The 24,243-nt window shown below is 63.5% G+C and carries 25 protein-coding genes; 10 read left to right on the top strand and 15 right to left on the bottom strand.

Going from position 1 to position 24,243, the window contains the following annotated elements; translation table 11 throughout:
• Positions 1 to 4: 4 nt before the first annotated feature.
• Both LMTR21_RS33330 and LMTR21_RS33325 read right to left on the bottom strand, forming a co-directional pair.
• Positions 5 to 244 carry a DUF2171 domain-containing protein gene (locus LMTR21_RS33330; protein WP_057838047.1) on the bottom strand — a complete coding sequence of 80 codons (240 nt, stop codon included), beginning with the start codon at positions 242 to 244 and terminating at the stop codon, positions 5 to 7.
• A gap of 61 nt (positions 245 to 305) precedes the next feature.
• Positions 306 to 773, bottom strand: coding sequence for a cupin domain-containing protein (locus LMTR21_RS33325; RefSeq protein WP_065753546.1), 468 nt, complete (start codon positions 771 to 773; stop codon positions 306 to 308).
• A 207-nt stretch (positions 774 to 980) separates the two neighbouring features.
• Here LMTR21_RS33325 and LMTR21_RS33320 point away from each other — a divergent pair, with 207 nt between their 5' ends.
• Complete coding sequence (locus LMTR21_RS33320; protein ID WP_065753545.1) at positions 981 to 1,583, top strand: 3-keto-disaccharide hydrolase; 603 nt, start codon at positions 981 to 983, stop codon at positions 1,581 to 1,583.
• A gap of 161 nt (positions 1,584 to 1,744) precedes the next feature.
• Here LMTR21_RS33320 and galE read toward each other — a convergent pair whose 3' ends face one another.
• From galE to LMTR21_RS33285, 7 genes are all read right to left on the bottom strand, one after another.
• Positions 1,745 to 2,743 carry a UDP-glucose 4-epimerase GalE gene (gene galE / locus LMTR21_RS33315; RefSeq protein ID WP_065753544.1) on the bottom strand — a complete coding sequence of 333 codons (999 nt, stop codon included), beginning with the start codon at positions 2,741 to 2,743 and terminating at the stop codon, positions 1,745 to 1,747.
• Positions 2,740 to 3,564: a WecB/TagA/CpsF family glycosyltransferase gene (locus tag LMTR21_RS33310; RefSeq protein ID WP_065753543.1), complete on the bottom strand. Its 825-nt coding sequence runs from the start codon at positions 3,562 to 3,564 to the stop codon at positions 2,740 to 2,742. The genes galE and LMTR21_RS33310 overlap by 4 nt, the downstream gene beginning before the upstream one ends.
• A complete protein-coding gene (locus LMTR21_RS33305; protein WP_065753542.1) occupies positions 3,557 to 5,842 on the bottom strand; it encodes a GumC family protein in 2,286 nt (761 codons plus the stop codon). The genes LMTR21_RS33310 and LMTR21_RS33305 overlap by 8 nt, the downstream gene beginning before the upstream one ends.
• A gap of 156 nt (positions 5,843 to 5,998) precedes the next feature.
• On the bottom strand, positions 5,999 to 6,742 hold the full coding sequence (locus LMTR21_RS33300; RefSeq protein WP_065753541.1) for a polysaccharide deacetylase family protein: 744 nt from the start codon (positions 6,740 to 6,742) through the stop codon (positions 5,999 to 6,001).
• A gap of 13 nt (positions 6,743 to 6,755) precedes the next feature.
• Positions 6,756 to 7,553, bottom strand: a complete 798-nt coding sequence (locus LMTR21_RS33295) for a class I SAM-dependent methyltransferase (RefSeq protein WP_065753616.1) — start codon at positions 7,551 to 7,553, stop codon at positions 6,756 to 6,758.
• Positions 7,554 to 7,593: 40 nt separating this feature from the next.
• A complete protein-coding gene (locus LMTR21_RS33290; RefSeq protein ID WP_148636036.1) occupies positions 7,594 to 8,802 on the bottom strand; it encodes a hypothetical protein in 1,209 nt (402 codons plus the stop codon).
• The gene (locus tag LMTR21_RS33285; RefSeq protein ID WP_065753539.1) at positions 8,802 to 10,319 is read right to left on the bottom strand and encodes an oligosaccharide flippase family protein; all 1,518 of its coding nucleotides are present in this window, start codon (positions 10,317 to 10,319) and stop codon (positions 8,802 to 8,804) included. Before LMTR21_RS33285 ends, LMTR21_RS33290 begins: the two co-directional genes overlap by 1 nt.
• Positions 10,320 to 10,597: 278 nt before the next feature.
• On the opposite strand from LMTR21_RS33285, the gene LMTR21_RS33280 reads away from it, so the two are divergent.
• From LMTR21_RS33280 to LMTR21_RS33265, 4 genes are all read left to right on the top strand, one after another.
• Positions 10,598 to 10,837: a hypothetical protein gene (locus tag LMTR21_RS33280; protein WP_065753538.1), complete on the top strand. Its 240-nt coding sequence runs from the start codon at positions 10,598 to 10,600 to the stop codon at positions 10,835 to 10,837.
• Positions 10,838 to 10,863: 26 nt separating this feature from the next.
• A complete protein-coding gene (locus tag LMTR21_RS33275; protein ID WP_065753537.1) occupies positions 10,864 to 11,850 on the top strand; it encodes a glycoside hydrolase family 26 protein in 987 nt (328 codons plus the stop codon).
• A 261-nt stretch (positions 11,851 to 12,111) separates the two neighbouring features.
• A complete protein-coding gene (locus LMTR21_RS33270; RefSeq protein WP_246175944.1) occupies positions 12,112 to 13,113 on the top strand; it encodes a glycosyltransferase family 2 protein in 1,002 nt (333 codons plus the stop codon).
• Entirely contained in the window at positions 13,110 to 14,423 is a 1,314-nt protein-coding gene (locus LMTR21_RS33265; protein WP_065753536.1) for an O-antigen ligase family protein, read from the top strand. The genes LMTR21_RS33270 and LMTR21_RS33265 overlap by 4 nt, the downstream gene beginning before the upstream one ends.
• Here the strand turns inward: LMTR21_RS33265 and LMTR21_RS33260 are convergent.
• Positions 14,362 to 15,591, bottom strand: a complete 1,230-nt coding sequence (locus LMTR21_RS33260; protein ID WP_141688351.1) for a glycosyltransferase family protein — start codon at positions 15,589 to 15,591, stop codon at positions 14,362 to 14,364. The two genes, LMTR21_RS33265 and LMTR21_RS33260, sit on opposite strands and share 62 nt — an antisense overlap.
• Positions 15,592 to 15,824: 233 nt before the next feature.
• Here LMTR21_RS33260 and LMTR21_RS33255 point away from each other — a divergent pair, with 233 nt between their 5' ends.
• The 3 genes from LMTR21_RS33255 to LMTR21_RS33245 all read left to right on the top strand — a co-directional run bounded on the left by LMTR21_RS33255 (position 15,825) and on the right by LMTR21_RS33245 (position 18,329).
• On the top strand, positions 15,825 to 16,757 hold the full coding sequence (locus LMTR21_RS33255; RefSeq protein ID WP_065753534.1) for a cupin-like domain-containing protein: 933 nt from the start codon (positions 15,825 to 15,827) through the stop codon (positions 16,755 to 16,757).
• Between the two features lie 11 nt (positions 16,758 to 16,768).
• A complete protein-coding gene (locus LMTR21_RS33250) occupies positions 16,769 to 17,956 on the top strand; it encodes a GNAT family N-acetyltransferase (RefSeq protein ID WP_065753533.1) in 1,188 nt (395 codons plus the stop codon).
• A gap of 178 nt (positions 17,957 to 18,134) precedes the next feature.
• Positions 18,135 to 18,329 (top strand): hypothetical protein, encoded by a 195-nt coding sequence (locus tag LMTR21_RS33245; RefSeq protein WP_065753532.1) that lies wholly within the window; start codon positions 18,135 to 18,137, stop codon positions 18,327 to 18,329.
• Between the two features lie 99 nt (positions 18,330 to 18,428).
• Here the strand turns inward: LMTR21_RS33245 and LMTR21_RS33240 are convergent, their stop codons facing one another.
• From LMTR21_RS33240 to LMTR21_RS33225, 5 genes are all read right to left on the bottom strand, one after another.
• The gene (locus LMTR21_RS33240; RefSeq protein ID WP_065753531.1) at positions 18,429 to 19,376 is read right to left on the bottom strand and encodes a DUF5996 family protein; all 948 of its coding nucleotides are present in this window, start codon (positions 19,374 to 19,376) and stop codon (positions 18,429 to 18,431) included.
• A 73-nt stretch (positions 19,377 to 19,449) separates the two neighbouring features.
• Entirely contained in the window at positions 19,450 to 19,581 is a 132-nt protein-coding gene (locus LMTR21_RS41540) for a hypothetical protein (RefSeq protein ID WP_283807275.1), read from the bottom strand.
• Positions 19,582 to 19,649: 68 nt separating this feature from the next.
• Positions 19,650 to 20,249 (bottom strand): NAD(P)H:quinone oxidoreductase, encoded by a 600-nt coding sequence (wrbA, locus tag LMTR21_RS33235; RefSeq protein ID WP_065753530.1) that lies wholly within the window; start codon positions 20,247 to 20,249, stop codon positions 19,650 to 19,652.
• Between the two features lie 153 nt (positions 20,250 to 20,402).
• Positions 20,403 to 21,101 carry a pirin family protein gene (locus LMTR21_RS33230; protein ID WP_065753529.1) on the bottom strand — a complete coding sequence of 233 codons (699 nt, stop codon included), beginning with the start codon at positions 21,099 to 21,101 and terminating at the stop codon, positions 20,403 to 20,405.
• A gap of 74 nt (positions 21,102 to 21,175) precedes the next feature.
• Positions 21,176 to 21,928: an SDR family NAD(P)-dependent oxidoreductase gene (locus tag LMTR21_RS33225; protein WP_065753528.1), complete on the bottom strand. Its 753-nt coding sequence runs from the start codon at positions 21,926 to 21,928 to the stop codon at positions 21,176 to 21,178.
• A 116-nt stretch (positions 21,929 to 22,044) separates the two neighbouring features.
• On the opposite strand from LMTR21_RS33225, the gene LMTR21_RS33220 reads away from it, so the two are divergent.
• Both LMTR21_RS33220 and LMTR21_RS33215 read left to right on the top strand, forming a co-directional pair.
• Positions 22,045 to 22,956 carry a LysR family transcriptional regulator gene (locus tag LMTR21_RS33220; RefSeq protein ID WP_065753614.1) on the top strand — a complete coding sequence of 304 codons (912 nt, stop codon included), beginning with the start codon at positions 22,045 to 22,047 and terminating at the stop codon, positions 22,954 to 22,956.
• 177 nt (positions 22,957 to 23,133) lie between these two features.
• The gene (locus tag LMTR21_RS33215) at positions 23,134 to 24,123 is read left to right on the top strand and encodes a tripartite tricarboxylate transporter substrate binding protein (RefSeq protein ID WP_065753527.1); all 990 of its coding nucleotides are present in this window, start codon (positions 23,134 to 23,136) and stop codon (positions 24,121 to 24,123) included.
• Positions 24,124 to 24,243: the final 120 nt, after the last annotated feature.

Raw genomic sequence — 24,243 nt, 5'->3', positions numbered from 1 at the left:
CCGGTCACTGCCGGCCATGCTGCCAGTGCGAGGTCACGTCCGCACCCGACTTGTTGAGGTGGACGTGCTGATCAACATGGTCGACCCATGACACCGGAATGAAGTGGTGGTGCTGTCCGTCGGGTGAACTCTGCTTGGTCAGCTTGATCTTGTCGGTTCCTTCCATGTGGTCGACCTTGCCGACCGTCTTCTTGTCCGACGAGATGACGTCCATGTGTTCCTTGATCTGTTCGGTAACAGCCATGTTCATATCCGTAAGATGGTTGGGAGTATGAAACGCGCCGTCGTCCAAATGGTTGCTGCGGTTATTTCTCCTCCGCCGCCGTCGAGGTCGCCGGACCTTCGCCCATGATCAGCAGCACGGCGTCCTCATCCTTGGCGCCGTCCCAGTGCACCTGCTTGCCGAAATGCGTCACGAAACTGCCGGCCGGCATCGGCGTCGAGTTGGCCGGATCGAATTTCGGCCCCGAGCCGACCCACCACGTTCCCTGCAGCACCACGATGTATCGGTCGTTGGGATGGAAGTGCGGGCGGCTGAAATGATTGCCCTTGGTCCATTTGTTGTAGACCATGTAGAAGCCGGGCTTTGAGGGATCGCCGACCACGACGGCGCTCTGCGCGCCGGCCGGATTGACTGGACCCCAGGGAATTTGCTCCGGCAGCTTGTAGATGACGGCGGCCGGATTGAGTTCCGCAGCGGCGCCGATGCTCGTCATCGCGGTCAGCATCAGCAGTGTCGTGAGGTATCGCCAGCGCCACCTTGCCAGCTTCATGGATTCCTCCCTCGATCGACTCGATCAAAGCTGCCTCCCACGCTAGCCGGTCCTGCTCTTCGGACAAGGCGCGCATCTGCATGCGTGACCGGCGGTTGCGAAACGCGACGCGTATGACGCAACTGCAGCATGAAAAACGGATTTACGCCCGACATTGTGATGCTAGGTTGCCGCCCAACTAAAAGCAGCCAAGGGAGGGTTACGTTCATGAAGCGTTTGTCGATACTTGCGGCTGGTCTGCTGATGGGAGCAGCCGCCGTTCAATTTTCCAGCGTGGCGTCCGGCCAGAGCGGTGGCTGGGTGACACTCGTCGACGGCACCAAGATGGGTGACTGGACCGAGGTCGGTAAAGCCAATTGGGCGATGAAGGATGGCGCGCTGGTTGCGGACAAGATCACCGAGGGCAAGGATCCGTCCTACCTCGTCAGCAAGAACTCGTACAAGGACTTCGAGATGAAGGTCGAGTTCTGGGCCGACGACGACGCCAACAGCGGCATCTTCATTCGCTGCGACCAGTCGGGGAAGATCGACGCCAAGATCTGCTACGAGGTCAACATCTTCGATAAGCGACCGGATCCGACCTACGGAACCGGCGCCATCGTCGATGTCGCCAAGGTCGATCCGATGCCGAAGGCGGGCGGCAAATGGAACACCTACGAGATCACAGCCAAGGGACCACATCTCGTTGTCGTGTTCAACGGCCAGAAGACCGTCGATGTCCAGGACTCAAAACACGCCGGCGGCCCGTTCGCCCTGCAATACGGTTCCGGCGTGATCAAGTTCCGGAAGGTGCAGATCAAGTCGTTGTAAGGCCGCCGCTCGATCGCTTGCGCAACGCGAGTTTCCGCGTCGTCATGGCCGGGACAAGCCCGGGCATGACGAGTCTGTGGAAGCACATTGCGTTTGCCGCGGAGCGCCGGAAATGCCGCCGTCGGAATCGCTCGACATACGGCTTGGAAGGTGGCCTCGCCTCAAGCACCCGTCTTCAACGGATGCGCCTTCCTGTGCCATGTCCAGGCGGTGCGAATGATCGTCGCAAGATCCGAATGGACGGGATTGAAGTTCAGCGTCGTGCGTGCGGCGGAGGGATCGGCGACCAGATAGGTCGGGTCGCCGGCGCGGCGCGGTTTGACGACGTGCGGGACTTCGCGGCCGGTCTCCGCCGCAATCGCCGCGAGGATCTCGCGCACCGAGAATCCGTTGCCGGTGCCGAGATTGAAGGCGCCGCCGGAATGGCCTTCCAAGAGCAGCTTCAGCGCCAGCACATGGGCGGCCGCCAGATCGGTCACGTGGATGTAGTCGCGGATCGCCGTTCCGTCCGGCGTGTCGTAATCGTCGCCGAACACGGCGAAGTCAGGCACGTGGCCCTGCAGCGCCATCATGGCGCGGGGGATCAGATGTGTCTCCACGTCGCGCAACTCGCCGATCCCGCCGGCAGAATCGGCGCCCGCGGCGTTGAAGTAGCGCAGCGCGAACGAGCCGAGGCCATAGGCTGCGCGATAATCCGCCAGCACGCGCTCGATCATCCATTTCGAGGCGCCATAGGGGTTGATCGGCGCGCAGGGAAAATCCTCGCGCAGCGCCTTGCTGTCGGCATTGCCATAGACCGCGCCGGTCGATGAAAACACCAGACGATGGCAGCCGGCCTCGCGCATGGCCGCAAGCAGCGACAGCGTGCCGGCGAGGTTGTTGACGTAGTATTTCTGCGGATCGGCAACGGACTCGCCGACCAGGCTCGACGCGGCAAAATGCATGACGGCCACGATGTCATGCTCGGCAAAGGTCCTCGCCAGCGTGGCCTTGTCGGCGATGTCGCCGACGACGAGCGTGCCCGCGGCGAAGCTGCGATGGCCGGTCGAAAGATTGTCGTAGGTGACGGGCAGGTAGCCCGCCGCATCCAATGCCCTGCAGCAATGCGAGCCGATATAGCCGGCACCGCCGGTGACGAGAATGGCTGGACGGCTGCTCATCGGTTATGTGTTCCGTCGATGTCCGCCGATCGGCTCCTGTTCAGCAACAGGTAGAGCGCGCGCGGGTTGGTGGTCAGATAACGCCAGAAAAGGCGGCGCGGCTCAAGCCAGATCCGCCAGACCCATTCCAGGCCGGCATTCTGCATCCATAGCGGCGCGCGGACGCGGCTGCCCGACAGGAAATTGAACAACCCGCCCGACGTCTTGATGACGCCGACATTGGAGAGGGCCGACGTGAACTCCTCGACGAAGGCCTGTTCATAGGGAACACCGAGCGAAACCCAGAGATAGTCCGGCGCCAGTGCATTGATCTCGGCGACCTTGGCACGCAGCGCTTCGCCGCGAAGATAGCCGTGGCAGCGGCCGACGATCTTGAGATCGGGATATTGTTTGCGGACGCAGGCGACGGCGGCGGCATTCTCCGCCTCGTCCGCGCCGAGCAGGTAGAAGGTCAGGCCGGCCGCCTGCGCTTTGTGGGCGACGACGTGGAACAGGTCGGTGGTCGCGACGCGCTCGGGCAGCGGTGTCCTCGATTTGAACCGCGATATTGTCACCAGCGGTTGGCCGTCGGCATTGATCAGATCGGCGGCCCGGAATAGCTGGTCGGTCATCGGTTCGGTCGAACAGCGCGCCAGCACCTCGCCATTGGCCGAGGTCAGGTACAGCGGACGATTCGCGCGGCGCTGCGGGAACACCATGTCGATCATGAAGTTCGCGGTCTGCTCGAGATCCAGCACGGCAAGCCGCAGCCCGCCCAGCGTGATGCGGGGTATGCCGGCCGTGGCCGCCCGCCCGACGGGATTTATGCGGCGCTCAAGCATATTGCTTGTCTCGCTGCTGGCTGGCCGCCGGGTTGACCTCGCTGAGGACGACACCGACGAGCTTGCGCTCGGTCCCGCCGAGGGCCGCGATGATGTCTTCCATGCAATCGTTGATATCGAGCTGCACCGGCAGGATCGCGACCAGGCCCTCGGCCATGTCGAGCAGTTTGCGGTCGGCCGGGCTCCACGGCATCGCCGGGCCGTCGAGGATCACGAGGTCATGGCTACCGGCGGAGCGGGCCTGCACAATCGCCTTGCGAATAGCGTCGCCCGCTTTGGCGTCGGTGGCCTTGATGGCCGGCAGGATCGAAATTCCGTTGGCGGTCGCGATCGCACGGGGGGGCTTGGTGCCGATGTTAAGCCAGCCGAAGCGGCTGGGCTCGGCCTTGTCCAGATGGCTCACCTTGTTCGACAGCGCGTGTTCCCTGAGGTCGGCATCGATCAACAGAACCTTGGCGCCGTCGCGCGCGGCGGCGAGCGCGATGTTCAGCGAGGCGATGCTACGGGCCTGATCCGGGTTGGCGCCGATCACGGCCATGACGGGCGTTTTCCCGGCGCGTCTGGCCAGTGCCGCACGCATCTCGCGCAAGGCAGTGAGGACGGTCATTTGCGGAAAGCCCGCGCGCAGCGTCGGCCAGCCCAGGCGCGTGACATCAGTCGTGCCGCCGGTCGCCAGGATACCGCCGAGCGTGCGCATCACGTCGACTTCCTGCAGCCGCGCGATCGGCGGCTTTTCGATCAGGCTCACCGCAGGCTGCGGCGGGAGGTCGGCGGCGGGCGGCTCGCTCGCGACTTCGGCAGCAGCCGGCTCCTCCGAAGCTTCCGGCGGCGCTTTCTCCCGGGGCTGAAACGCGGTCGTGCCTGGCATCAACTGGTTGACGGCGACGATCCAGCCGGCGGCTGCGAGCCCGCCAAGGACGAAGCCGATCATCGCCAGCAGGCTCATCGCCGGCGGGAAGGTGCGCCGCTGCGGCACGGTGGCTTCGCCGATGATGCGGGCGTTCGAGGTGTTGAGGCTCTCCTGCTCCTCGGTCTCGCGCGAGCGCTTCAGGAACGACTGATAGACGTCGCGGCTGGCCTCGACGTCGCGTTCGAGCTCGCGCAGGCGAACCGAGGCCTGGCTCATCTGGACGCTCTGGCGCTTCTGGGTTTCCAGCGCCTTGTTGAGCGAGGCTTCATAGTCGCGGGCGCGGACCAGATCGTTCCTGGCGGCCTGTGCGAAGCGTTCGACTTCCTCGTTGATGGTGCGGCGGAGATCCTGCACTTGCTGCTCCACCTGGCGCAGCGCCGGGTGCCGCGGCCCGAGTTCGGCCTGCAATTCGGCCTGGCGCTTGCGCGCTTCGGCCTGTTGCGCGCGCAGATTGGCGATCGTGGGCGACTGCAGCACCTCCGGAATGGCGCCGACATCGGAGGATGCCTTGCGGCTGGCCTGGATCTGATCGAACTTGGCCTGCGCATCGAGCGTCAGCGCGCGCGCCGCGGCGAGCCGCTGGTTGCTGGCGGAAAGCTGCTGGTCGCTGATCAGCGTGTCCTGGGTGCCGACGAAATTGTTCTGCGCCTTGTAGACCGCGAGCGTGTTCTCGGCATTGCGAAGCCGCTCCTGCAACTCCTTCAGGCGGCCGGAGAGATCGCTGGTCGCGCGCCGCGCGGCGGCAGCCTGCGACTGCTTGGATTCGGCGAGATAGGCTTTCGAGATCGCGTTGGCGAGCATCGCCGCCTTGGCCGGCTCGTACGACCAGACGTCGATATCGACGATGAAGGTGCGGTCGGTCTTTTTGACGTTGATGTGGCGGTTGAGCGCTTCCAGCGCGCTCATCTCAATCTGCTTCTGCTGCTCGGCGGTCGGCCGCAGCTCGATCCCGACCAGACCGAGCAACGATCCAAGGAGACCCTTGGCGTCGCCGCCGCCGAACTCCGGATCCTTTTCCAGGTTGGTGTCGCGGATCACCTGCAGCAGCACGTTGTTCGAAGTGATGACGCGCGCTTGGCTTTCCACCACCATCGCAAGGCCGGAGAGGTCCTGGGCGCGGGGCGTCAATTCGCGATCGACGAGCTGCAGTTCGCGGGGATCGACGTAGAGCTGGGCGGAGGCGGTGTATTTCGGCGTCAGGCTCTTGCCGACTGTTATCGCGACGCAGGCCGAGATCAGCGCCGCCGATGCGATCGCGACCTTCCGCTGCCACAGGAGCTGGGCCAGATCGAGCACGCTGAAGCCGGCCGGCGCGGTTACCGCGGCGGGCCTGGCGTCAGGCTTTATCGGCTGGTCATAGATAAACATCGACCCCAGCTTTCATTCGAACTGCCGCACGCATCGGCTGAGGGGTTACTCTTCGGGCTACGCCGGGTGCGCTGGAAAAAGGCGCTGAACAAACGCAACAGGGAAAATTAACCATACTCACCAAGGGACTATTCACTGAATTGGCAAACAAAGCGTTTAACCGCGGGCGCATCGCATCGCCTCCGCCATGGTCAGGGCCGGAATGTTCCGCCGGGATGCCGCGTCAAGCGCATGCTCGAGCAAGGCGGGCGAGCAGCCATAGGGGCTCGGCCGTTCCGTGACGTCGTGGCCGTAGAAAATTAACCATCCGTTATTGCTTTGCGCTTCGTCGAATGCGCGCTCGATCCCGTCGCGATCCATCTCGCGATCGATCAGCGGCATGGCGCGCAGGAACTGCAGGTCGACGCCGCCGGAGTTGACGCCCTGGATGATGCTGCGGCAGGTCTGGAATGCTTTCCTGAGCTGATGCTTGCGGGAGTAGGAGCCGTAACCGAACGGATAGGCAAAGCTGCCGATCCGTATCGAGGGATCGAGCGCGTGAAGGTAATCGCGGTTGCGTGCGATCTCCTGCTGCATCCCGGCTTCGTCGAGGTCGCAGGCGCGCTGATGCGAGAAGGTGTGGCAGCCGATCTCGTGGCCCCGCCGGTGCAGCGAAACCACGTCGTCGGCGTCACCCGCGACCCAGCCCGGCCCGTCGGCGCTGACCAGGCTGCCGGAGACATAGAATGTCCCGCGCGCGCCGTGGGCTTCGAGCATCGCCGCGCCGGTCGTCACCGCGCTTTTTGGCAGATCGTCAAAGGTGAAGCTGACCATCGGCGTGCTGTTGCGCAAGCGGAACAGATCGACGCGCAGATGCATCGCCAGCCGGTGGCCGACTTTTGCCCTTGCTTCTGACAGCATTGCGTTCATCGTCTCAGCGCTTCCGCAGGATCACGTGGTAGTCGCCGTGCCGCACGTCGGTGCGGCCGGGCAGGAAGAAGTTCATCACGCGCGCGGCACCATCGACCAGGGCCGCGAAAGCGGGCATGCGCAGCCGCATCTCCGGATAGCGCGGGCTTTCATACTGCTTGCGATAGATCATCTGCAGCCCGTGTTGCTCGGCGAACGCTTCCAAATTGGGAAGCGTGACCAGCGGGTGAAATAGCGTCGGGAACGGTGCGTGGCCGGGCAGCCCGGCTTTCTTGTCGCCGCGGACATGGCGGTAGAACCAGACGTGGAACCAGTGCGGCGAGTATTTGGTGACGACGCCGGACAGCGAGCGCGGATTGGGCGCGCCGATCAGGATCATGCCGCTCGGCTTCAGCGCTTCGCAGAAGTTCAGCAGCGCCGCTTCGACGTCGGGCACGTGCTCGATCACGTTGTAGCAGATCACGAGATCGAAGCTGTTGGGCCTGAAGCGATAGGTCTGGATGTCGCCCAGGATCGCCTTGTGCGCATAGTCGTTGTTGCGGATCTGGTCCTCATCGATATCCACCACGGTGACGTGGGCGCGATGCAGCACCTTGAGCGGCAGGAAGCTGGTCGAGCCGCCGCCGGCTTCGTAGATCGCGAGTTCGCCTTCAGGCAGCGTCGCTTCGAGAATGCGGTGAACGGTCAACAGACTCTGCCGCGCCTCGCCATGCGCCAGCTCGAGCAGCGCCTGTGGATGCTGCACGGCTTCCGGATTGGCGGTCGCCGCCTGCGTGTGTCCGATCGTGACCGCTTCGTTCATCGACTTCGTCCATTCTGACGTGGAGGTTGCCTTGTTCATTTCAGTTTTCCCAATCGACGCGCTTGAACGCGTCCATCAATGCCTGGTCCGCCCTGTGAATCAACGGGTCGAACGGCACGCGGTTGGTGCGCTGATACTTCCAGTTACTGCCGATTTCGCGGAAGTGGCGGAACGAAAAATCCCCGGTGCAGAAATACGAAGCCCACCAGGAGAAGATCGAATGCACATGCCATTGCGCATGGGTGGGGCATCGGGCGGGAACCACTGTCCACTTCGGCAGGCACGCGTTGGCGTCGCGCCGGATCACGAACCTTGAACGTTCGTATTGCGGTGGCATGAAGATCGAGAAGTCGGTATGGCGCTGCGGAGTGCGCGCCTCGTCGTGGACGCCGTCGTCGATGCCGATGATCCATCGCCCGCGGTATCGGACGAGGCCGGTCCATGACTGTTCGGCGGCTTCGAACACCGATTGACCCGTCTCCGACAGCACCAGCTCGTCGATGTCGGAGTTCATGGCGCTTCGGGCATGCTGCAGGAAGCGCCATCTGGCGTGCTCCCAGGCGCCCAGCTGGCAGAAATCGGAATCCCAGTGATCCCAGCTATTGGCGCCCTGGGGGCCGTATTTGAAGGGCCACTCCATCACGACCGAGCAGCGGATGCCCGGCACCGATCGGAGCGCCGCGCTCAAGGTCGCGCTGTCGTAGGCGCTGGAGCCGTTATCGTAGATGAGAACGGCATCGGCACCGTGAATGTCGCGATTGAACCTCACCCAATCGAGAATCCATTCGATCGGGTTGTCCTTGGACATCGTGAAGATGACGCGCCGATCCCTGAATATCTCCGAACAGTTCGGCGACGCAGAGAACGCAAAACTCCCCAGGTCACCCAATGCCTGGATCGGACCGGTATTCTCAGGGATGTCCAGCCACAATTGGGCGTGGCGGTCGAGATGCCTGGTCCGCGCCTTGCGGGTCCCGGCGCCGCTGATGAAGGTCGTCGTCGCGACGTCGCGCGCCAGATTGAAGAACGGCGGCGCGAACAGGGTGATCTGCGATTTGCTCACTTGCACTGCGTCGTAGAACAGCGTGTTGCTGTCGAAGTCGCGGTCGAAATTCTCGCCCCGACACGTAAGCGGGCGCGTCGCCTCGCGGCGCTTGTCGGTGAAGTCCGACAGTGAGACCGAATTGGTCCGACAGATCAGATGTCGATTGTCGGCTGCAACGGCCGCATTTTTGTTGGCGAGCCGCATCATGGTTCTCTTGCCGACATGCTGGATCGTCCCGCGGACGGGACGGTGGCGGACGCGGCCGGGAGGACGTGTCGTTCGTGGCTTGACCGGCCGGCGGGGGGCCAGAGATTGCGTTGCGCGCCGTAGGCGAGCACGGCCTTGCGCAGGCCGGCGATGTCGAACACGAAAGCGGCGAGGGCGTATACGATGCAGCCGGTGGCGGCCAGCACGGCAAACGAGATCACGCCGATCGGGAGCAGCGGTTTCAGGAGTGTCAGCACCAGCGCCATGATCGCGGTCGCTGCGGCGATGCGCATGATGTGGGGCGCGTTAAAGGGCAGCGGAAACGCCCTCCGCGTCAGATACCAGCCGAAGGCTGCGCCGAAGGCTTCCACGATGACGAGGCTCGCCGCGGCGCCGACCAGGCCAAACCGGGCAAGCAGGACCGGCATGACGGCGAGGTTCGCGATCAGCATCGCGATGCTCTGCGTCGTCATCATGAACGGCGTCTTGGCGAGATGGAAGCTCGCGTGAATGTAGGACTGCGAGAATGACTGGAACAGCCAGGCAAAGGCCAGGATCGGCATGATCTGCGCTGCGGTGTCGCGGAATTCGCTGCCAAGGATTACGCCTGCGATATAGCTGCTGGTCAGCGCCACGCCGACGACCGCCGGGAGCACGGCGGCCAGCAGAATTTCGAGGCTGAATTCCAGATGCGGTCGCGCTTCGCGGTCGCCACCGTTGGCGTAGGCGCGCACCGCCAGCGGGATCGTGGCGGATGCGATGCTGACTGCCGGAATCAGGATGATCTGCCGGACGAGATCGGCGGAAGCGCCGTACTGGCCGGCCGCATGATCGCCCATGAAATGAAACACCAGCATCCGGTCGAGCGCGGCATGGATCGCGAAGACGATGCCGGACAGCGTGATCGGAATGCCAAAGGACGCAAACGTCCGCAGGTCCGAAATCTTCGGCCCGGCGACTGGCGATCGCAGGATCGTGCTGGCAAACAGCATCGTCGTGACGAAATAGGTCATGCCCACCATCGCGAGCTGGCACAGTCCGCCGCCGCCGAGCAGTGCCGCGGCCAGGCACAGCGTGAACGCCAGGCAGGCGCGGATGATTGACGCGGTCATGAAGGCAAGCGATTGCAGCCGCGCCTTCAACAGTTCCTGCCCGAGTTCGAACAGGCCAAGCCCGAGCGCGAAGAAGATGGCGGCGATGTTTCGCTCCAGCGATACCGACGTCGTCAGCGTGGCAACAAGGAGCGCGATCGGCGCGGCGAGCGCGGAGATGAGATAAGCGAGGAAAATCGTCTTCCTGACGTCGACGGCGCCGCCTTCCGACTGAAAACGCAGCGCGGCGACGCGAACCCAGGTGAACAGCAGCGCCGAGACGATCCCAGCGGTGCTGAGGCCTACGACATAAACGCCATATTCGTCCGGCGAGAGCAGGCGCGTGAATACGACCGCGCTCAGCAAGCCGATGGCGGCTGATACGATGCTTGCGACCGAGTAATGGAACGTCTGACTGAGCATTACTTCGGCAATGGGTCCAAGGTTAACAACACGTCACATCTCGACAAATCTGCGGGAGGCTCGCCTCTGTCAGGCGCAAACCTCCCGCGCTGCCCATTGGAGCAAGATCGGTGCCGAACCCGCGCTGAACGCTCTGCGGCGCGTCAGCGTGGTTAATCGATGAGTTTTCCGCCGTCTGCTGCGGATAGGCGACGAGACCGGGAACTTTCGGCACATCCGGTCTTCCCACGATGTCCGCATTTGCGACATGCGGGTACCGCTGCCGTTCCGCAGTAACCATGGCGGCGGTGCTGTTCGTGCGTCTGGTCCGCGCTGGACCGGATATTGCAAAGCTGGTTGCCGAGATCGCCGGCCTTGTCGGCAAATGGATTGCCGATGAGCTTTTGGTTGGATTTTTTTCGAGAATCTCTTTCTGCAAGCAGGGGTCGCGAGGCAGCTGTCCTTTTTGGGACAGCCGCCTTGTCCGGCCTGTCTCCTTTTGCGACGGCGCGGACTGCTCATCGCGCAAGGTGCGTTAACGCTGCGCGCAACGCGAGGGCAGCCGATGTTTCGCACTGATCCCAGGCGGCGCAAGGGGCATGGCCTGAGGCGGCTGCTGCTGTTGCTGGCGGTCTTCATTCTGACCGTGCTGCTGCTGGCCCGTGTCGACAGCAATGCCGCCTCGCGCAGCGTTTCCAACCCGGCGAAGTTCGCCGGCGCCTTCGTCAATTGGGGACCGGTCGGGCGCGAGCATACGCTGCAGGCGTGGGAAAAATGGCTGAGGCAAAAGCCGTCCTCGGTGCTCGGCGTCGACTTCTACGGCCAGATGACGTGGGAGGATTTCTCCAAGTTGAACTGGGTTCCCGGCGTCTGGAAGAAGCTCAATCCGGCGCGCAACGTGGTGTGGTCGATCCCGCTGACCATGAAAGGCACGCCGCTCGCCGACGTTGCCGAAGGGCTCTACGATGCCGAATTCGAAGCGGCGGCCCGGGCGATTTCGGAAGCGCATCCCAAAGCGATCATCCGGCTCGGTTGGGAAATGAACCTGGCTGAAATGGCGTGGTTCGCGAACGGGCATGAAGCCGATTACATCAAGGCGTTTCGCCGCGTCGTGGCAATATTCCGCCGCCACTCCGCAGGCTTCAAGTTTGACTGGTGCCCGGGATGGGGGCCGCAGGACATGCCGGCGGACGCGAGCTATCCCGGCGACGATGTGGTCGACTACATCGGCCTCGACGTCTACGACTTCAAGCATGAAGGCACGCCTGAGGAGCGCTGGAACAACTTCTACGTCAAGGCGCCGTTCGGCCTGGAATGGCACCGCGAGTTTGCGCGTCTGCACGGCAAGCGCATGAGTTACCCCGAGTGGGGCGTCGGCAATGCCGGCGACAACCCGTTCTTCATTCAGCAGATGCACGACTGGTTCATGAAGAACGAAGACCGAATTGCCTACGCTGCCTATTTCGATGTCGACGGGGCGTGGCCGACACAGATCGATAACGGCGCGTTTCCGAAGTCGCAGCTTCTGTTCCGAAAGCTGTTCAGCCGCTGATCGGCGGTCGGCGCTGTTGAGCGTGAATTAACTCCGTCCATTAACCGTCCCCGGAGTTCGGCACGTCGCACGGTGCCGGCGGATCGAAATTTGCAATATCGCCGGCGTTACGTTCGCAAGCACCGGATCATCCCGGAACGAACGGCCTTATCGAGACGGAAGTGTCCCGGAATTTAAGCCGGCGATCCCGTTTCGAGACGATGAGACATATTCGTGAACGACCTGAGTGTCATGACAGGGATATCGACCAGCGATCTCCGGATGGACGGACCCGATCCGTCGGCCAGGGCGCTGCGCGCGCTGGTGGCACTTTCGCCGCGCCTCGATCCCACGATCGAAACTGTCGTCTGCATTCCCTGTTTCCGCCGGCCGGATTACCTGCGACGCACGCTGGAATCGCTCGTCGGTCAGCGCACCCGCCGCCGCTTTGCCGTCGTCATGGTCGAGAACGATGTGTCGAAGAGCGAGAGCGTGCCGGTGGCCGCCGAGTTCCTTGCGTCGGGGAAATTGTCAGGCCTCTGCGTGATCGAGCCGCGGCAAGGCAATTGCCATGCGATCAATGCTGCCTTCGAGACCGCGTTGCGGATGTTCCCGAACGCCGCCAGCTTCCTGATGATTGACGACGACGAAATCGCTTCGCCGGACTGGCTGGAGCTGATGCTCAGGACCGCGGACGCGACCGGCGCCGAGATTATCGGCGGACCGGTATTTCCTGAATTCGATGACGAGCGGAAGCGTGGACTGCGGCGCCATCCGGCTTTTGCGCCGGCATATGAAGTCTCGGGTCCGGTGCCCGTGATCTATGGCTGCGGCAACTGCCTGATCCGGCGCTCGGTGTTCGACCGACTGGGCACGCCGGCGTTTGATCTCCGTTTCAATTTTCTCGGCGGCGGGGACACCGATTTCTTCTACCGGTGCAAAAGGCTCGGCATGCGCTTTCACTGGGTGGCCGAAGCCGCGATCAGCGAAACCGTGCCGCAAAGCCGGACCAGCCTGAAGTGGCTGGTGACGCGCGGCCTGCGGATCGGCGCGATCAACTATCACGTCCAGCGCAAGGCGACGCCGACGGCCTGGCTGCGGGCGAAGCTGACCATCAAGCTGCTCGCCGCCTTGCCGTTGTCGCTGGTCTATGCCGCCTACGCCATCCTGACCGAGCGTAAGGGCACCATTGCCATGCATCCGGTCACGGTAGCGATCGGCAGCGCGCTGGCCGCGTTCGGGCTCGAGCCGCAGCCCTACAAGGCGTCGAAGATCGCCTCATGAGCCAGCTCGTCGACGCATCCGAAATTCGCATCGTGGCCGCCGGCGTCGAGCGGCAGCAGGTGATGGATATCGTTCGCGGCGCGACCTTTGTCGGAACGCTGCTACTGGGGTGGATATCGCTGCATCCGTTTGAAAGCCTAGGCGATCTTCAGATCGGCGACGTCGGCACCGGCAACGAGCTGGCGACCTACGCGTTGTTCGGCGCCCTGAGCGTGCTGACCATCGCGCTGGCCATGCGAAATGGCGCGCGTGGATTGGCGACGTTGTTGACGCCGGCATTTGTCCTGTTCGGCACCTGGGTGCTGGTAACGGTCGTGCTGTCGTTCGATCCGGGCACGTCGGTCAAGCGTCTTTCGCTGACGGTCTGCGTCGTCGCGGTGACGGCGGCGCTGATGCTGCTGCCGAAATCGCAGCAGGAATTGATGCACTGGTTCACCATCGCGGCGCTCGCTCTGCTGGCCGTCTGCTATCTCGGAATATTGCTGGCCCCGGATCTTTCGATCCACCTGGCGAGCGATCCGCAGGAGCCGGGGCTCGCCGGCAACTGGCGCGGCGCATTCGGTCACAAGAATCAGGCCGCGGCCGTCATGGTGATGGTGCTGTTTCTCGGCGTTTACAGCGTTCGTTCCGGCCTCTGGCTTTCCGGCGCTGCCGTCGTCGCGCTCGCCTCGCTGTTCCTGTTCTATTCGGCGGGCAAGAGCTCGCTGACGCTGTGCTTTGCGGTGCTGCTGCTGACGTCGGTCACGTCCTTCATCCGCGCGTTCTGGCTTCGCACGATCATCCTGCTCACGCCGCTGCTGTTGCTGAATGTTTTGAGCATCGGCACGGTGATGCTGGAGAGCCTCGCCGGAGTTTCAAAACTGCTGCCGTTCGACTCGACGTTCACCGGCCGCACCGACATCTGGGCATTTGCGCTGCAGTCGCTGCATGCGCGAATGCTGACCGGCTATGGCTTTGCGTCTTTCTGGGGCTCCAGCGCCATCCAAAATCTTCCCGAAGGCAAGGAGTGGGCGGGCTTCGCCGCGCACAGCCACAATGGCTATCTCGACACCGCGCTGGGCATGGGCGTGCCCGGACTTGCGCTGCTCATCCTGGTGCTGGTGATCCTGCCGTTGCGGAATTTTCAGCGTGCCGACGAGGGCGGGAACAATGGTCCGCTGGCGATGGTGCTGCTGCGGATCTGGCTGTTCGGGCTCTATCTGTCGGCGATGGAAAGCTTCTTCCTCGACCGCTCGGATCCGCTGTGGTTCACGTTCCTGCTGGCGGTGTTCGGGCTGCACTATCTCGCCCGGTTTCGGGCGGCAAAATAGCATTCGTCATTCCGGGATGGTCCGAAGGACCAGACCCGGAATCTCGAGATTCCGGGTTCAATGCTTCGCATCGCCCCGGAATGACAGCCCGCACGGCGTCAGCCACATCCTTCCACCAGCCGTCGAAATCGAACGGCAGCGGTATCGGCGGCCGCTTGACCGCCGCGGCGATCCGGTCGGCAAAGGCTTCGTTGTCCGAACCGCGCGCGACCAGCACGATGGCGCCGCGGCTGATCAGTTCCTTGAAGCGCGGGTGATGGTCGAATTCGTCCGGCAGCACGGGACCCGCGACGATCAGCGGACGGCCTGACTGCACGCAGGTCAGAATGCTGGAGCGCCGTGCGGTCAGCCCTTCATCGAGCGGATAGCAGAAGACGTCGATCTCGCTGAACAGGCCGAACACCTCGTGATCGGAGGCGACGAAGCCGGAGACGATCACGTCCTCGGCGATATCGAGTTCTCTGGCGCGGGCATGGAACTCCTCCTCGACCTTGTCGACGCCGCGAATGAAGGAGCCGACATAGACGATCAGCGGCTTGAGCCCGCGTTGCTTCAGGATGGCGCCGATCTCGAGCAGCGCATTGGGCTGCTTGCCCGGATAGATCGATCCGAAATGACCGATCAGGAGTCGTCCGTCGCCCTTCGCGGCGATCAGGCGATGCCGCAATTTCGAATCCTCAATTCCTGCCGGCGCCTCGATGTTCGGCGGCAGCGGTGCCAGCACGCTCTTTTTCGTGGTCCAGCCGAGCAGGGGATCGTCTGCCAGTTCGCTTCGCACGAGCGGCGAGAACATGACGATGACATCGGCAAGGATCAGCGCGGGCATGTAGGTGATGCGGCGCAACCAGTGCAGCCCGCGCCACTCATGCTGAATCAGGACGACCTTGCGCCGGCGCAACCGCGCGATCGCCATCGCCGCGAGCGGCGCGAACATCACACGCTTCCAGGCCACGATCGGAAAGTTGCCGACCACGCTTTGCGCCGAACCGACCGCGCGCCAGATTTCGGCTAACGTGCCTTCCTTGCGCGTCAGGGTTAACGTCGCGCTGGTCCCAGGTTCGAGCTTTTCGATTGTCTCCTGCAGCAGCCGGGTGAACTGGCCGACGCCGCAATGCATCTGCGGTCCCGCGCCGAGAAACAGCGCCCGATATCGGGTTTCTCCAGTCATCGTGCGGCGGCGGGGGTTCCAGGAACGGTCGGCGTTAGCCATACAGCGCAGACATTAGCTTCAGGTAAGCGCGAGTGTCTGCCCGGCACCGTTCTTGCCAATCCAACCATGAAAATCGTCCGGCCGTCTCATAACGGGACATCGGGCGGCTACGGCAATGGCGGCAGGCGGCGATTTCGGGACACCCGGAATGGCGGCCACTGAGACAATGGAAGTCAGCAGGAGCGGCGGCGATGACGGGCAGGATCTTCAGCACATGGGATGAGACGCATTCCGAGCTTTGGAGCCATCAGCCGATCCGGCTGCAGCACGAGATGCACAAATCGCCGGCGTTCTCGATGGACGAACTCGCGCAACTGATCGAGAGCTATCCGCGCGAGCACTACAGCCTGGTCAAGACCGGCGCCAAGGGCTCCAGCCGCGTCTGGCGCGAAGGCGATATCGGTAACCTCTCGGGACGGCAGGTGATCGAAGCGATTTCGCGCGGTGGGCTCTGGCTCAACATGCGCGACGTCGGCGCGGTCGACAGTCGCTTTCGCAAGCTGATCGACCGGATGTTCGAGGAGATCGCCGCCAAGGTTCCTGGCTTCGTGGTACCGAACCATCAGGCCGGCATTCTGGTGTCTTCGCCAGACGCGCAGGTTTATTATCATGCCGATCTGCCGGGGCAGGGCCTGATCCAGATCGCCGGCCGCAAGCGGGTCTACGTCTATCCAAACACCGCGCCGTTCATCAAGGCGCAACACCTCGAGGACATCGCGCTGTTCGATGTCGAGGTCGATCTGCCTTACGCCCCCTGGTATGACGGGCATGCGCAGGTGTTCGACCTCGAACCCGGACAGATGCTGAACTGGCCGCTGAACGCGCCGCACCGCGTCGAGAATCTCGGCACCGTCAACATCTCCATGACGGTCTCCTACGGCAATGACGATATCCGCCGCGCCCAGATCGTCCACCTCGCCAACGGCCTGCTGCGTCATCGTTTCGGCTACACGCCGAAAACCAGCAATCTGCGCGGGCCATCGTTCTTCGGCAAGAAGGTGCTGCAGAAGCTCGTGCGCGACAGCAAGTGGGTCAAGCGCGAGCGGAAGGCTCGCCGCGCCATCGATTTCCGCCTCGATGCGAACGAGCCCGGCAAAATCGTCGATCTGCCGAAGGCGGCGTAATCGCAACGCCGATGACGGTGCTGACGACCAGTGCGGGGCAACCGGCGGCGCGCTCTACAAGCCGCGCGGCGCAGTTCCGCGTCGAATTGCTGCGTGACTGGCAGCAGGCCGTCGCGCGCTGGCACGACATCAGCCCGTCGACGCCGTTCCAGCATCCGCAATGGTATGACGCCTGGTACCGCGCTTTCGCCGGTGCGGAGGACGTGGCGCCGCTGATCGCTGTTGCTACGGATGCGTCGATTGGCGAACCGGCGATGCTGCTGCCGCTGATCCGCCGCCAGCAAGGCAGAATCGCAACGATCGAATTCGCCGATCTCAATCTGACCGACTACAACGCGCCGATCCTCGGAAGTGCCGCGCCGCGCGATGCCAGGGCGGCGCGCGTGTTGTGGCGTAGTCTGTTATCGGCGCTGCGCCGGATGCAAGATCCGGCCGATCTCGTCCGCCTCCGCAAGGTGCCCGTCGATCTCGATGGCAAACCCAACCCGCTCGTCTTGCTCGGCGATGGCGGCGCCTGCGCGCTCAACGGCAATCTCGTCACGACAGGCGAGGATTACGACGCCTGGCGGTACACGCTGGCAAAGGTCGTGCGCACGGAACTGCAGCGGAGTTGGCGCGTATTCACCCGCGATCCGGCAGCCTCCTTTGCGATCGTCACCGATGTTGATGAAGCGTTGCGGATTCTCTCCACCACCGAGGTCCAGCAGGACGCGCGGATGCGGAGCCTCGGGGTGAACTACTTTCTCAATGACGCGACTTGCGCAGCGTTCTACCGCAACCTGGTTCGCGATGGCGTCGGCAGCGGCTACGCGGTGGTCTCGGCGCTCACGGTCGGCGACGAGATCGTGGCGACGCTGGTCGGGATCAGGGCCGGCTCGCGCTATGTGATGGTCCGCATCAGCAATGCCGGCAAGAAATGGTCGAACTGTTCGCCGGGCCGGTTGATCATTGAGCGCACCATGGCCGCGCTGCACAGGGACGGCGTGCGCGAGTTCGATTTCTCCGTCGGCAATTACGCCTACAAGCGCCGCTTCGGCGTAAGGCAGTTGCCGCTGATCAATATCAGCGCCGCCTTGAGCTGGCGCGGATGGCCGCTTGCCTTGCGCGATCGCGCGGTGGGTATGCTGCGAAACCATCCGCAACTCGATGCGAGGCTGCGACGCGCGTTCGGTATGTCGTTGTCACACGAAGAGAAATGACGCGCGGGCTCGAGTTCCAATTGCGGTGCAAATCTGTCACACATGCCGGGATTGTGGGGATGTTCTCCCTGTGTTCGCGAGAGTTTAGGATCGCCTGCACGTCAGAGGCGTATGCTGCGCTGCGGGTCAGGGATCACTGGTAAATGCTTTCTTGGGCGTTTTCTTGGGGAGAGCCGACATGCCAGCCTATATCCATCAGCACGACGAATTCGAGCCGGGCTTCGTTATCTGCCCGAGTTGTGTGGGGCTCGAAATGTATGTGCGCGACGTCGAACCGCATTGGAGCATGGCGAAGATCGATTTCACCTATGAATGCGCCGATTGCGGCGCCGAGGTTCGCCAGACCATCGTGAAGCCGGAATTGCGGCATTAGCTTGGGGAATCGTAGGGGGCAAAGGGCGCGCCGTGCCTATCCTCCCATCATACTGTAGACGGGGATGGTGGGCACGCGCTGCCCACCCTGCAAAGTACTTCAAAGCTGACGCACCACACCGGGTTGGCCAGGATCGCACTCAAGTGCGGCGCGATCCCATTTCGCTGAAATCGCTGCGGCCTCATAGGTGCTTTGCAGGAAATCGAGCAGCGCCTTGTCGGGGTCAGCAGCTGTACGTACGGCGTCGTAAGGCAGGATGAATTCGCCAAGGGCTTCGCTGAAGAAGGCAGCATCCGGTCGCACCTTCGCTGCGCGGAAACCCGGCGGCTCGGGATAGGCATAGGAATAGAACGCAGGGTAATCGATCGCGCCGCCGCCTGGCCAGAAGCCGGCGCTGCTGACCTCATGTGAATAGGCTTCATGTGCGACTGCGTCGGGCAGATGCGGCACACCGCCGGGATGACGCGGCGCGCGGCGGCCGGAGAAACGCGTCACCGCAAGATCGAAACTGCCCCAGAAAAAATGCACCGGGCTCGCCTTGCCGAGAAAGCCGGTGCGGAATTGCTTGAAGACGCGATCGCTATTGACGAGGATTTGCAGGAAGCGTCTGACGGCGTCGGGATCGTAGGAAGCGTGCGCGGTATCCTCGGAGAATCTTGTCGGATCGGGCAGTTCGTTCGGCATCTCGTCGATGGCAACGGCAATGCCGAGTTCACCGAGTGCGGCAAGCGTGGCGGTGTAGAGGCTTGCGACGGAATGACCCGACAGCGCAAAGTCCCGGTGCGCGCCGTCACTGGTCGAGATCCGCAAGCAATGATCGATGAGATCGAAATCGATCTGGAACGTTCGCGCACCGTCGGGCACTGGTGATGTCGTCAATCCGCGCGGCGTGACATACAGCGCCACATGCCAGGAATGATTGAGCCACGGCGACTTGGTCAGGCGAATTTTGCCGACGATCTGGGTCCAGAGCTGCAGGGTCGCACAGGTTTCACGCCACGCCGTGGTCGGCAATTCCGGCCACGGGACTTGCGAATTGCTGCTCATGCCAGAACCTCCAGCGTGCCGACCGGGAGGTCGAACGCTATCAAGAATTCATCGGGCGTTTAGAAGCCGTGCGTCACGATTTCGTGCACTCCGGGCAGCGGCGTTGCCCGCGCGAAGCGCGGTAGAGGCTCCTGCACCACCAGCGCCGCACGACCGCCTGCAGCGGCCGCTGCGCCAGTTGAGCAATAAAGAGAATTTCGATCATGCCAAATCCATCGCCCCGATGGACCAGATAAGGCGGCACTCTCGAATGAGAATGCCGCCCTTGTCCCATCAGCCATGCAGTTTGCTGGCGGTCTCCGCGATCACGCGTCCCTGATAGCGCGCGCCGGCGAGCTCGTTCTCGCTCGGCTGACGGCTGCCGTCGCCGCCGGTGATGGTGGTCGCGCCATAGGGCGCACCGCCCGTGACTTCGTCGAGCTTCATCTGTCCGGCAAAGCCATAGTTCAGGCCGACCACCGTCATGCCGAAATGCAAGAGGTTGGTGATGATGGAGAACAGCGTGGTTTCCTGTCCGCCATGCTGGGTCGCCGTTGACGTAAAGGCGCCGCCGACCTTGCCGTGCAGCGCGCCCTTGGCCCAGAGGCCGCCGGCCTGATCGAGGAAGTTCGCCATCTGCGACGCCATCCGGCCAAAGCGCGTGCCGGTGCCGATGACGATCGCATCGTAATTGGCGAGGTCTGCGATCTCAGCGATCGGCGCGGCTTGATCGAGCTTGTAATGCGAGGCTTTTGCGACGGCTTCGGGCACCAGCTCCGGCACACGCTTGATATCGACGATGGCGCCGGCCTTGCGGGCGCCTTCGGCGACGGCATTCGCCATCGCCTCGATGTGACCGTAGGCGGAATAATAGAGCACGAGTACTTTGGCCATGGTGGCTCTCCTGTTGAGTTTGGATTGAGGTGTTTGAGACAAAGGGCGGCCGTCATGCCCGGGCTTGTCCCGGGCATCCACGTCTTGCTTTGCTGCCAAGGCGTGGATGGCCGGGACGACGCCCGGCCATGACGGGAGGAGTTGTGTTCGCAGCTACGCCGCGTCGACCAGCACCAGTTCGCTATCTTCCAGCGCGGTAATCGTCAGCTTCGCCTCGTCGCGGATCGCGGCGCCATCGCGGGCATTGACGCGCACGCCGTTGACTTCGACGCTGCCGGCCGCCGGCACGAGATAGAGGTGCCGCGCCTTCTCCGCCGAGTATTCCGCGCTCTCGCCGGCCTTCAGCGTGGTGGCGAGCACCCGCGCATCGGCGCGGATCGGCAGCGCGTCCTTGTCGCCTTCGATGCCGCTGGCGATGGTGACGAGCTTGCCGGGGCGATCCGACTTCGGAAACGGTTTGGCGCCCCAGGTCGGCTGGCCGCCGGTCGTCGTCGGCTCGATCCAGATCTGGAAGATCTTGGTCTTCGACGGCTCCAGATTGTACTCGGAGTGACGAATGCCGGAACCTGCGCTCATCACCTGCACGTCGCCCGCTTCAGTGCGGCCCTTGTTGCCGAGCGAGTCCTGATGCGTGATCGCGCCTTCGCGAACATAGGTGATGATTTCCATGTTGGCGTGGGGATGGGCGGGAAAGCCGGTGTTCGGCGCGATCTCGTCATCGTTCCACACCCGCAAGGACCCGTGGCCCATGTTGGCGGGATCATAGTGGCTGCCGAACGAGAAGTGATGCTTGGCCTTCAGCCAGCCGTGATCGGCGCTGCCGAGTTTTGCAAAGGGTCTGAGTTCGATCATTGGGATATTCCTTCGTTGAAAGTTTTTTGAATGAGGCGGCCGGGCGGCATGCGCCCGGCCGCGCTGGATTTGCATTACGCGCCGAAGCCGCCGTCGACGTTGAGCACCGTGCCGGTCACGAACGACGCTTCGGGGCTGGCGAGGAAAACGACGCCGGCGGCGATCTCTTCCGGCTTGCCGAAGCGCTGCAGCGCGTGCTGCTTGCGCTGCAGGTCGGCAAAATCGCGGTCGTCGTCCGGGTTCATGTCGGTGTCGATCGAGCCCGGCTGCAGCACGTTGACGGTGATGCCGCGCGGTCCGAGGTCGCGCGCCGCGCCCTTGGTGTAGCCGACGACGGCAGCCTTGGTGGCGGCGTAGTCGGCAAGGCCGGGGAACGAGGCGCGGGTCGCGATATCGGAGCCGATCGTGACGATGCGGCCGCCTTCGCCCATCAGCTTCGCCGCCGCGCGGATCGCGGTAATGACGCCGTCGACGTTCACCGCACTCTGCCGGGCCAAGGCCGCGGTATCGGCATTGGGATCATCGACTGCGCTGCCGACGGCAACGCCGGCATTGTTGACGAGGATGTCGAGCCGGCCGAAATCCTTGGCGACGTTCTTCACCAACTGATCGACGTCGACGGAGGAGGCCTGGTCAGCCTTGTAGGCGCGGGCGTTGACGCCCCTGGCCTTCAGCTCAGTGACGACGGCCTCCGCCTTGTCGGGAGAGGCGACGTAGCTGATGGCGACATTGGCGCCTTGTTCCGCAAGGGCGCGAGCGCTGGCTGCGCCGATGCCGCGCGAACCGCCGGTGACGAGGGCTACCTTGCCTGAGAGCTTCTTGGTCATTGGATTTCTCCATTGCTTGCATTCCGATGGCCATTGGATATGCCGTCCGCCGTGGTATATAAATAGAAACTATTGAAACTCATTGTTTCCAAAAATGAGTCTTGGAGGCGGTCGGCATGTCAAAACTCCCGGATTTCGAGGCGCTCGCGATTTTCGCCAAAGTCGTGGAATTGCGGTCATTTGCATCGGCAGCGACCGAGCTGGCGCTGTCCAAGGCCACGGTCTCCAAGGCGGTCAGCCGGCTGGAGCAGCGGCTCGGCGCGCGGCTGTTCAACCGCACCTCGCGCCGGCTGGCGCTGACCGATGCCGGGCAAAGGCTGTCCGAGCGCGCGGCGCGCCTCCTGGCCGACGGCGAGGACGCCGAGAACGAGGCTCTGTCGCAATCAATGGCGCCGCGCGGGCTGGTGCGGCTCGCCGTGCCGATGACGTTCGGGGTGAAGGCGGTAGCGCCGATGTTGCCGGAATTTCTCGCGGCCTATCCGGAGGTCTCGATCGATCTTCACCTGAGCGATGCAACCGTCGACCTGATCGGCGAAGGCTTTGACGCCGGCCTGCGCATCGCGCGGCTGCCGGATTCTTCGCTGATCGCGCGGCGGCTCTGCGCGATGCCGCGCTACACCGTGGCGGCGCCTTCCTACCTGAAGCGCCACGGCCGCCCGACGCATCCGATGCACCTGGCCCAGCACAGATGCTTCGGCTACGCCTATCTCTCGACCGCAAACGTCTGGCACTACACCAATGCTTCAGGCGAGGAGGCTAGCGTGCGCCCGGCAGGCCAGCTCCGCGTCAACAATGGCGAGGCACTGTTGCCGAGCGTCATCGCCGGCCTCGGCATCGCCGATCTTCCGGACTTCATCATCGGCGATGCCGTTGCCTCCGGCGAAGTCGAAGTGATCCTGAAAGGCTGGCACCAGCCCGAAGGCGCCGTGCATCTGGTAACGCCGCCCGGTGGCCCGAGGCCTGCGCGGGTGGAGGTGCTGGCGGATTTTCTCGCGAAGCATTTTGCGAAAGCGAAGAAGCGGAAGTGACGCGTAGGGTGGGCAAAGCGAAGCGTGCCCACCATTTCGCGCACTGCATGACGTCGGCTGGACATATGCGGCGTGCTCATCCACCGCAGGGTGGTGGGCACGCTTCGCTTTGCCCACCCTACGATTCGAGGCTAGGCTGCCTGCAACGAAAACAAAATCACCGGGGAGAAACTCACCATGAACCGCCGCGAACTTCTCAAGGCCGCCGCCGCGCTGCCGCTGGCATCAACCACGCTCACCAGCACCGCGTCAGCACAAACCCCATACCCCTCGCGCAACGTTACCATGATCGTGCCGTTTCCGCCCGGCGGCCAGGCCGATCTCGCCGCGCGGCCGGTGGCGCAGGCGCTGGAACGGATTCTCGGCAAGCCCGTGATCGTCGACAACCGCGCCGGCGGCGGCGGCGGATCGGTCGGCAATGCGGCGGCGGCACGCGCCGAGCCAGACGGGCATACGCTGTTGATGACGCTGTCCTCGCTCGCGGTGCTCCCCGAGGCCGACCGGCTGTTCGATCGCCCGGTAGCGTATGAAGTCTCGCAATTCGCGCCGATCGCGCGCGTGCTGGCGGACCCGACGCTGCTCGCTGTGCCGGCTTCCGCGCCGTGGAAGACGCTGCAGGAATTCGTCGACGACGCCAAGAAGCGTCCCGGGCAAATTCCCTATGGCTCGTCCGGGCCCTACGGCACCCTGCATGTGGCGATGGAAATGTTTGCGGCGAGCGCCGGCATCAAATTGCTGCACGTGCCGTTCCGCGGCGCAGGGCCAGCGCTGACCGCGCTCTTGAGCGGCACCATTCAGGCGGTGGCGTCGGCGCCGGGTACGCTGAAGCAGCAGGTCGATGACGGCAAGATGCGCGTGCTCGCCAATTGGGGCGCCGAGCGCATCAAGAGTTTTCCCGATCTGCCGACCTTCAAGGAACTCGGCTACAAGGACGTCGAGTTCTACATCTGGGCGGGACTGTTTGCGCAAAGCGCGTTGCCGGCGCCGATCATGACGCGGCTGCGCGAAGCGATGGCGGAAGCCGTGAAGGCGCCCGAGGTGGTCAAGACATACGAGACCGCCGGCAGCCCGGTCGCCTATCTCGATGCGCCGGAGTTTGCAAAGTTCGTCGCGGAAGACAGCGCGCGGCTGGTCGCGGCGGTGAAGAAAATCGGCAAGGTCGAGTAGGGGAACCCGCTTCACATTTTTTTGTTTGCACCAACGTCGCGTGGCCGCATTCATCCAGCAGGCTTGATGCCATCGCCGCGCGGGAACGTCCGCGCCTAAGTGAAAACACAAAGAAAGGAC

The organism is Bradyrhizobium paxllaeri (assembly GCF_001693515.2).
Taxonomy (GTDB): Bacteria; Pseudomonadota; Alphaproteobacteria; order Rhizobiales; family Xanthobacteraceae; genus Bradyrhizobium; species Bradyrhizobium paxllaeri.
Note: the sequence above shows the minus strand (reverse complement) of the source record. Positions and strands in the feature narration are given on the sequence as shown.

Coding starts and splice junctions, on each gene's coding strand:
- LMTR21_RS33305 (WP_065753542.1), bottom strand. CDS start 5,842: ATGTTTATCTATGACCAGCCGATAAAGCCTGACGCCAGGCCCGCCGCG.
- LMTR21_RS33220 (WP_065753614.1), top strand. CDS start 22,045: ATGTCAAAACTCCCGGATTTCGAGGCGCTCGCGATTTTCGCCAAAGTC.
- LMTR21_RS33325 (WP_065753546.1), bottom strand. CDS start 773: ATGAAGCTGGCAAGGTGGCGCTGGCGATACCTCACGACACTGCTGATG.
- LMTR21_RS33255 (WP_065753534.1), top strand. CDS start 15,825: ATGACGGGCAGGATCTTCAGCACATGGGATGAGACGCATTCCGAGCTT.
- LMTR21_RS33240 (WP_065753531.1), bottom strand. CDS start 19,376: ATGAGCAGCAATTCGCAAGTCCCGTGGCCGGAATTGCCGACCACGGCG.
- LMTR21_RS33310 (WP_065753543.1), bottom strand. CDS start 3,564: ATGCTTGAGCGCCGCATAAATCCCGTCGGGCGGGCGGCCACGGCCGGC.
- LMTR21_RS33300 (WP_065753541.1), bottom strand. CDS start 6,742: ATGCTGTCAGAAGCAAGGGCAAAAGTCGGCCACCGGCTGGCGATGCAT.
- LMTR21_RS33295 (WP_065753616.1), bottom strand. CDS start 7,553: ATGAACGAAGCGGTCACGATCGGACACACGCAGGCGGCGACCGCCAAT.
- LMTR21_RS33280 (WP_065753538.1), top strand. CDS start 10,598: ATGGCGGCGGTGCTGTTCGTGCGTCTGGTCCGCGCTGGACCGGATATT.
- LMTR21_RS33290 (WP_148636036.1), bottom strand. CDS start 8,802: ATGCGGCTCGCCAACAAAAATGCGGCCGTTGCAGCCGACAATCGACAT.
- LMTR21_RS33320 (WP_065753545.1), top strand. CDS start 981: ATGAAGCGTTTGTCGATACTTGCGGCTGGTCTGCTGATGGGAGCAGCC.
- LMTR21_RS33250 (WP_065753533.1), top strand. CDS start 16,769: ATGACGGTGCTGACGACCAGTGCGGGGCAACCGGCGGCGCGCTCTACA.
- LMTR21_RS33270 (WP_246175944.1), top strand. CDS start 12,112: ATGGACGGACCCGATCCGTCGGCCAGGGCGCTGCGCGCGCTGGTGGCA.
- LMTR21_RS33245 (WP_065753532.1), top strand. CDS start 18,135: ATGCCAGCCTATATCCATCAGCACGACGAATTCGAGCCGGGCTTCGTT.
- wrbA (WP_065753530.1), bottom strand. CDS start 20,249: ATGGCCAAAGTACTCGTGCTCTATTATTCCGCCTACGGTCACATCGAG.
- LMTR21_RS33230 (WP_065753529.1), bottom strand. CDS start 21,101: ATGATCGAACTCAGACCCTTTGCAAAACTCGGCAGCGCCGATCACGGC.
- LMTR21_RS33285 (WP_065753539.1), bottom strand. CDS start 10,319: ATGCTCAGTCAGACGTTCCATTACTCGGTCGCAAGCATCGTATCAGCC.
- LMTR21_RS33215 (WP_065753527.1), top strand. CDS start 23,134: ATGAACCGCCGCGAACTTCTCAAGGCCGCCGCCGCGCTGCCGCTGGCA.
- LMTR21_RS33330 (WP_057838047.1), bottom strand. CDS start 244: ATGGCTGTTACCGAACAGATCAAGGAACACATGGACGTCATCTCGTCG.
- galE (WP_065753544.1), bottom strand. CDS start 2,743: ATGAGCAGCCGTCCAGCCATTCTCGTCACCGGCGGTGCCGGCTATATC.
- LMTR21_RS33260 (WP_141688351.1), bottom strand. CDS start 15,591: ATGACTGGAGAAACCCGATATCGGGCGCTGTTTCTCGGCGCGGGACCG.
- LMTR21_RS33265 (WP_065753536.1), top strand. CDS start 13,110: ATGAGCCAGCTCGTCGACGCATCCGAAATTCGCATCGTGGCCGCCGGC.
- LMTR21_RS41540 (WP_283807275.1), bottom strand. CDS start 19,581: ATGATCGAAATTCTCTTTATTGCTCAACTGGCGCAGCGGCCGCTGCAG.
- LMTR21_RS33225 (WP_065753528.1), bottom strand. CDS start 21,928: ATGACCAAGAAGCTCTCAGGCAAGGTAGCCCTCGTCACCGGCGGTTCG.
- LMTR21_RS33275 (WP_065753537.1), top strand. CDS start 10,864: ATGTTTCGCACTGATCCCAGGCGGCGCAAGGGGCATGGCCTGAGGCGG.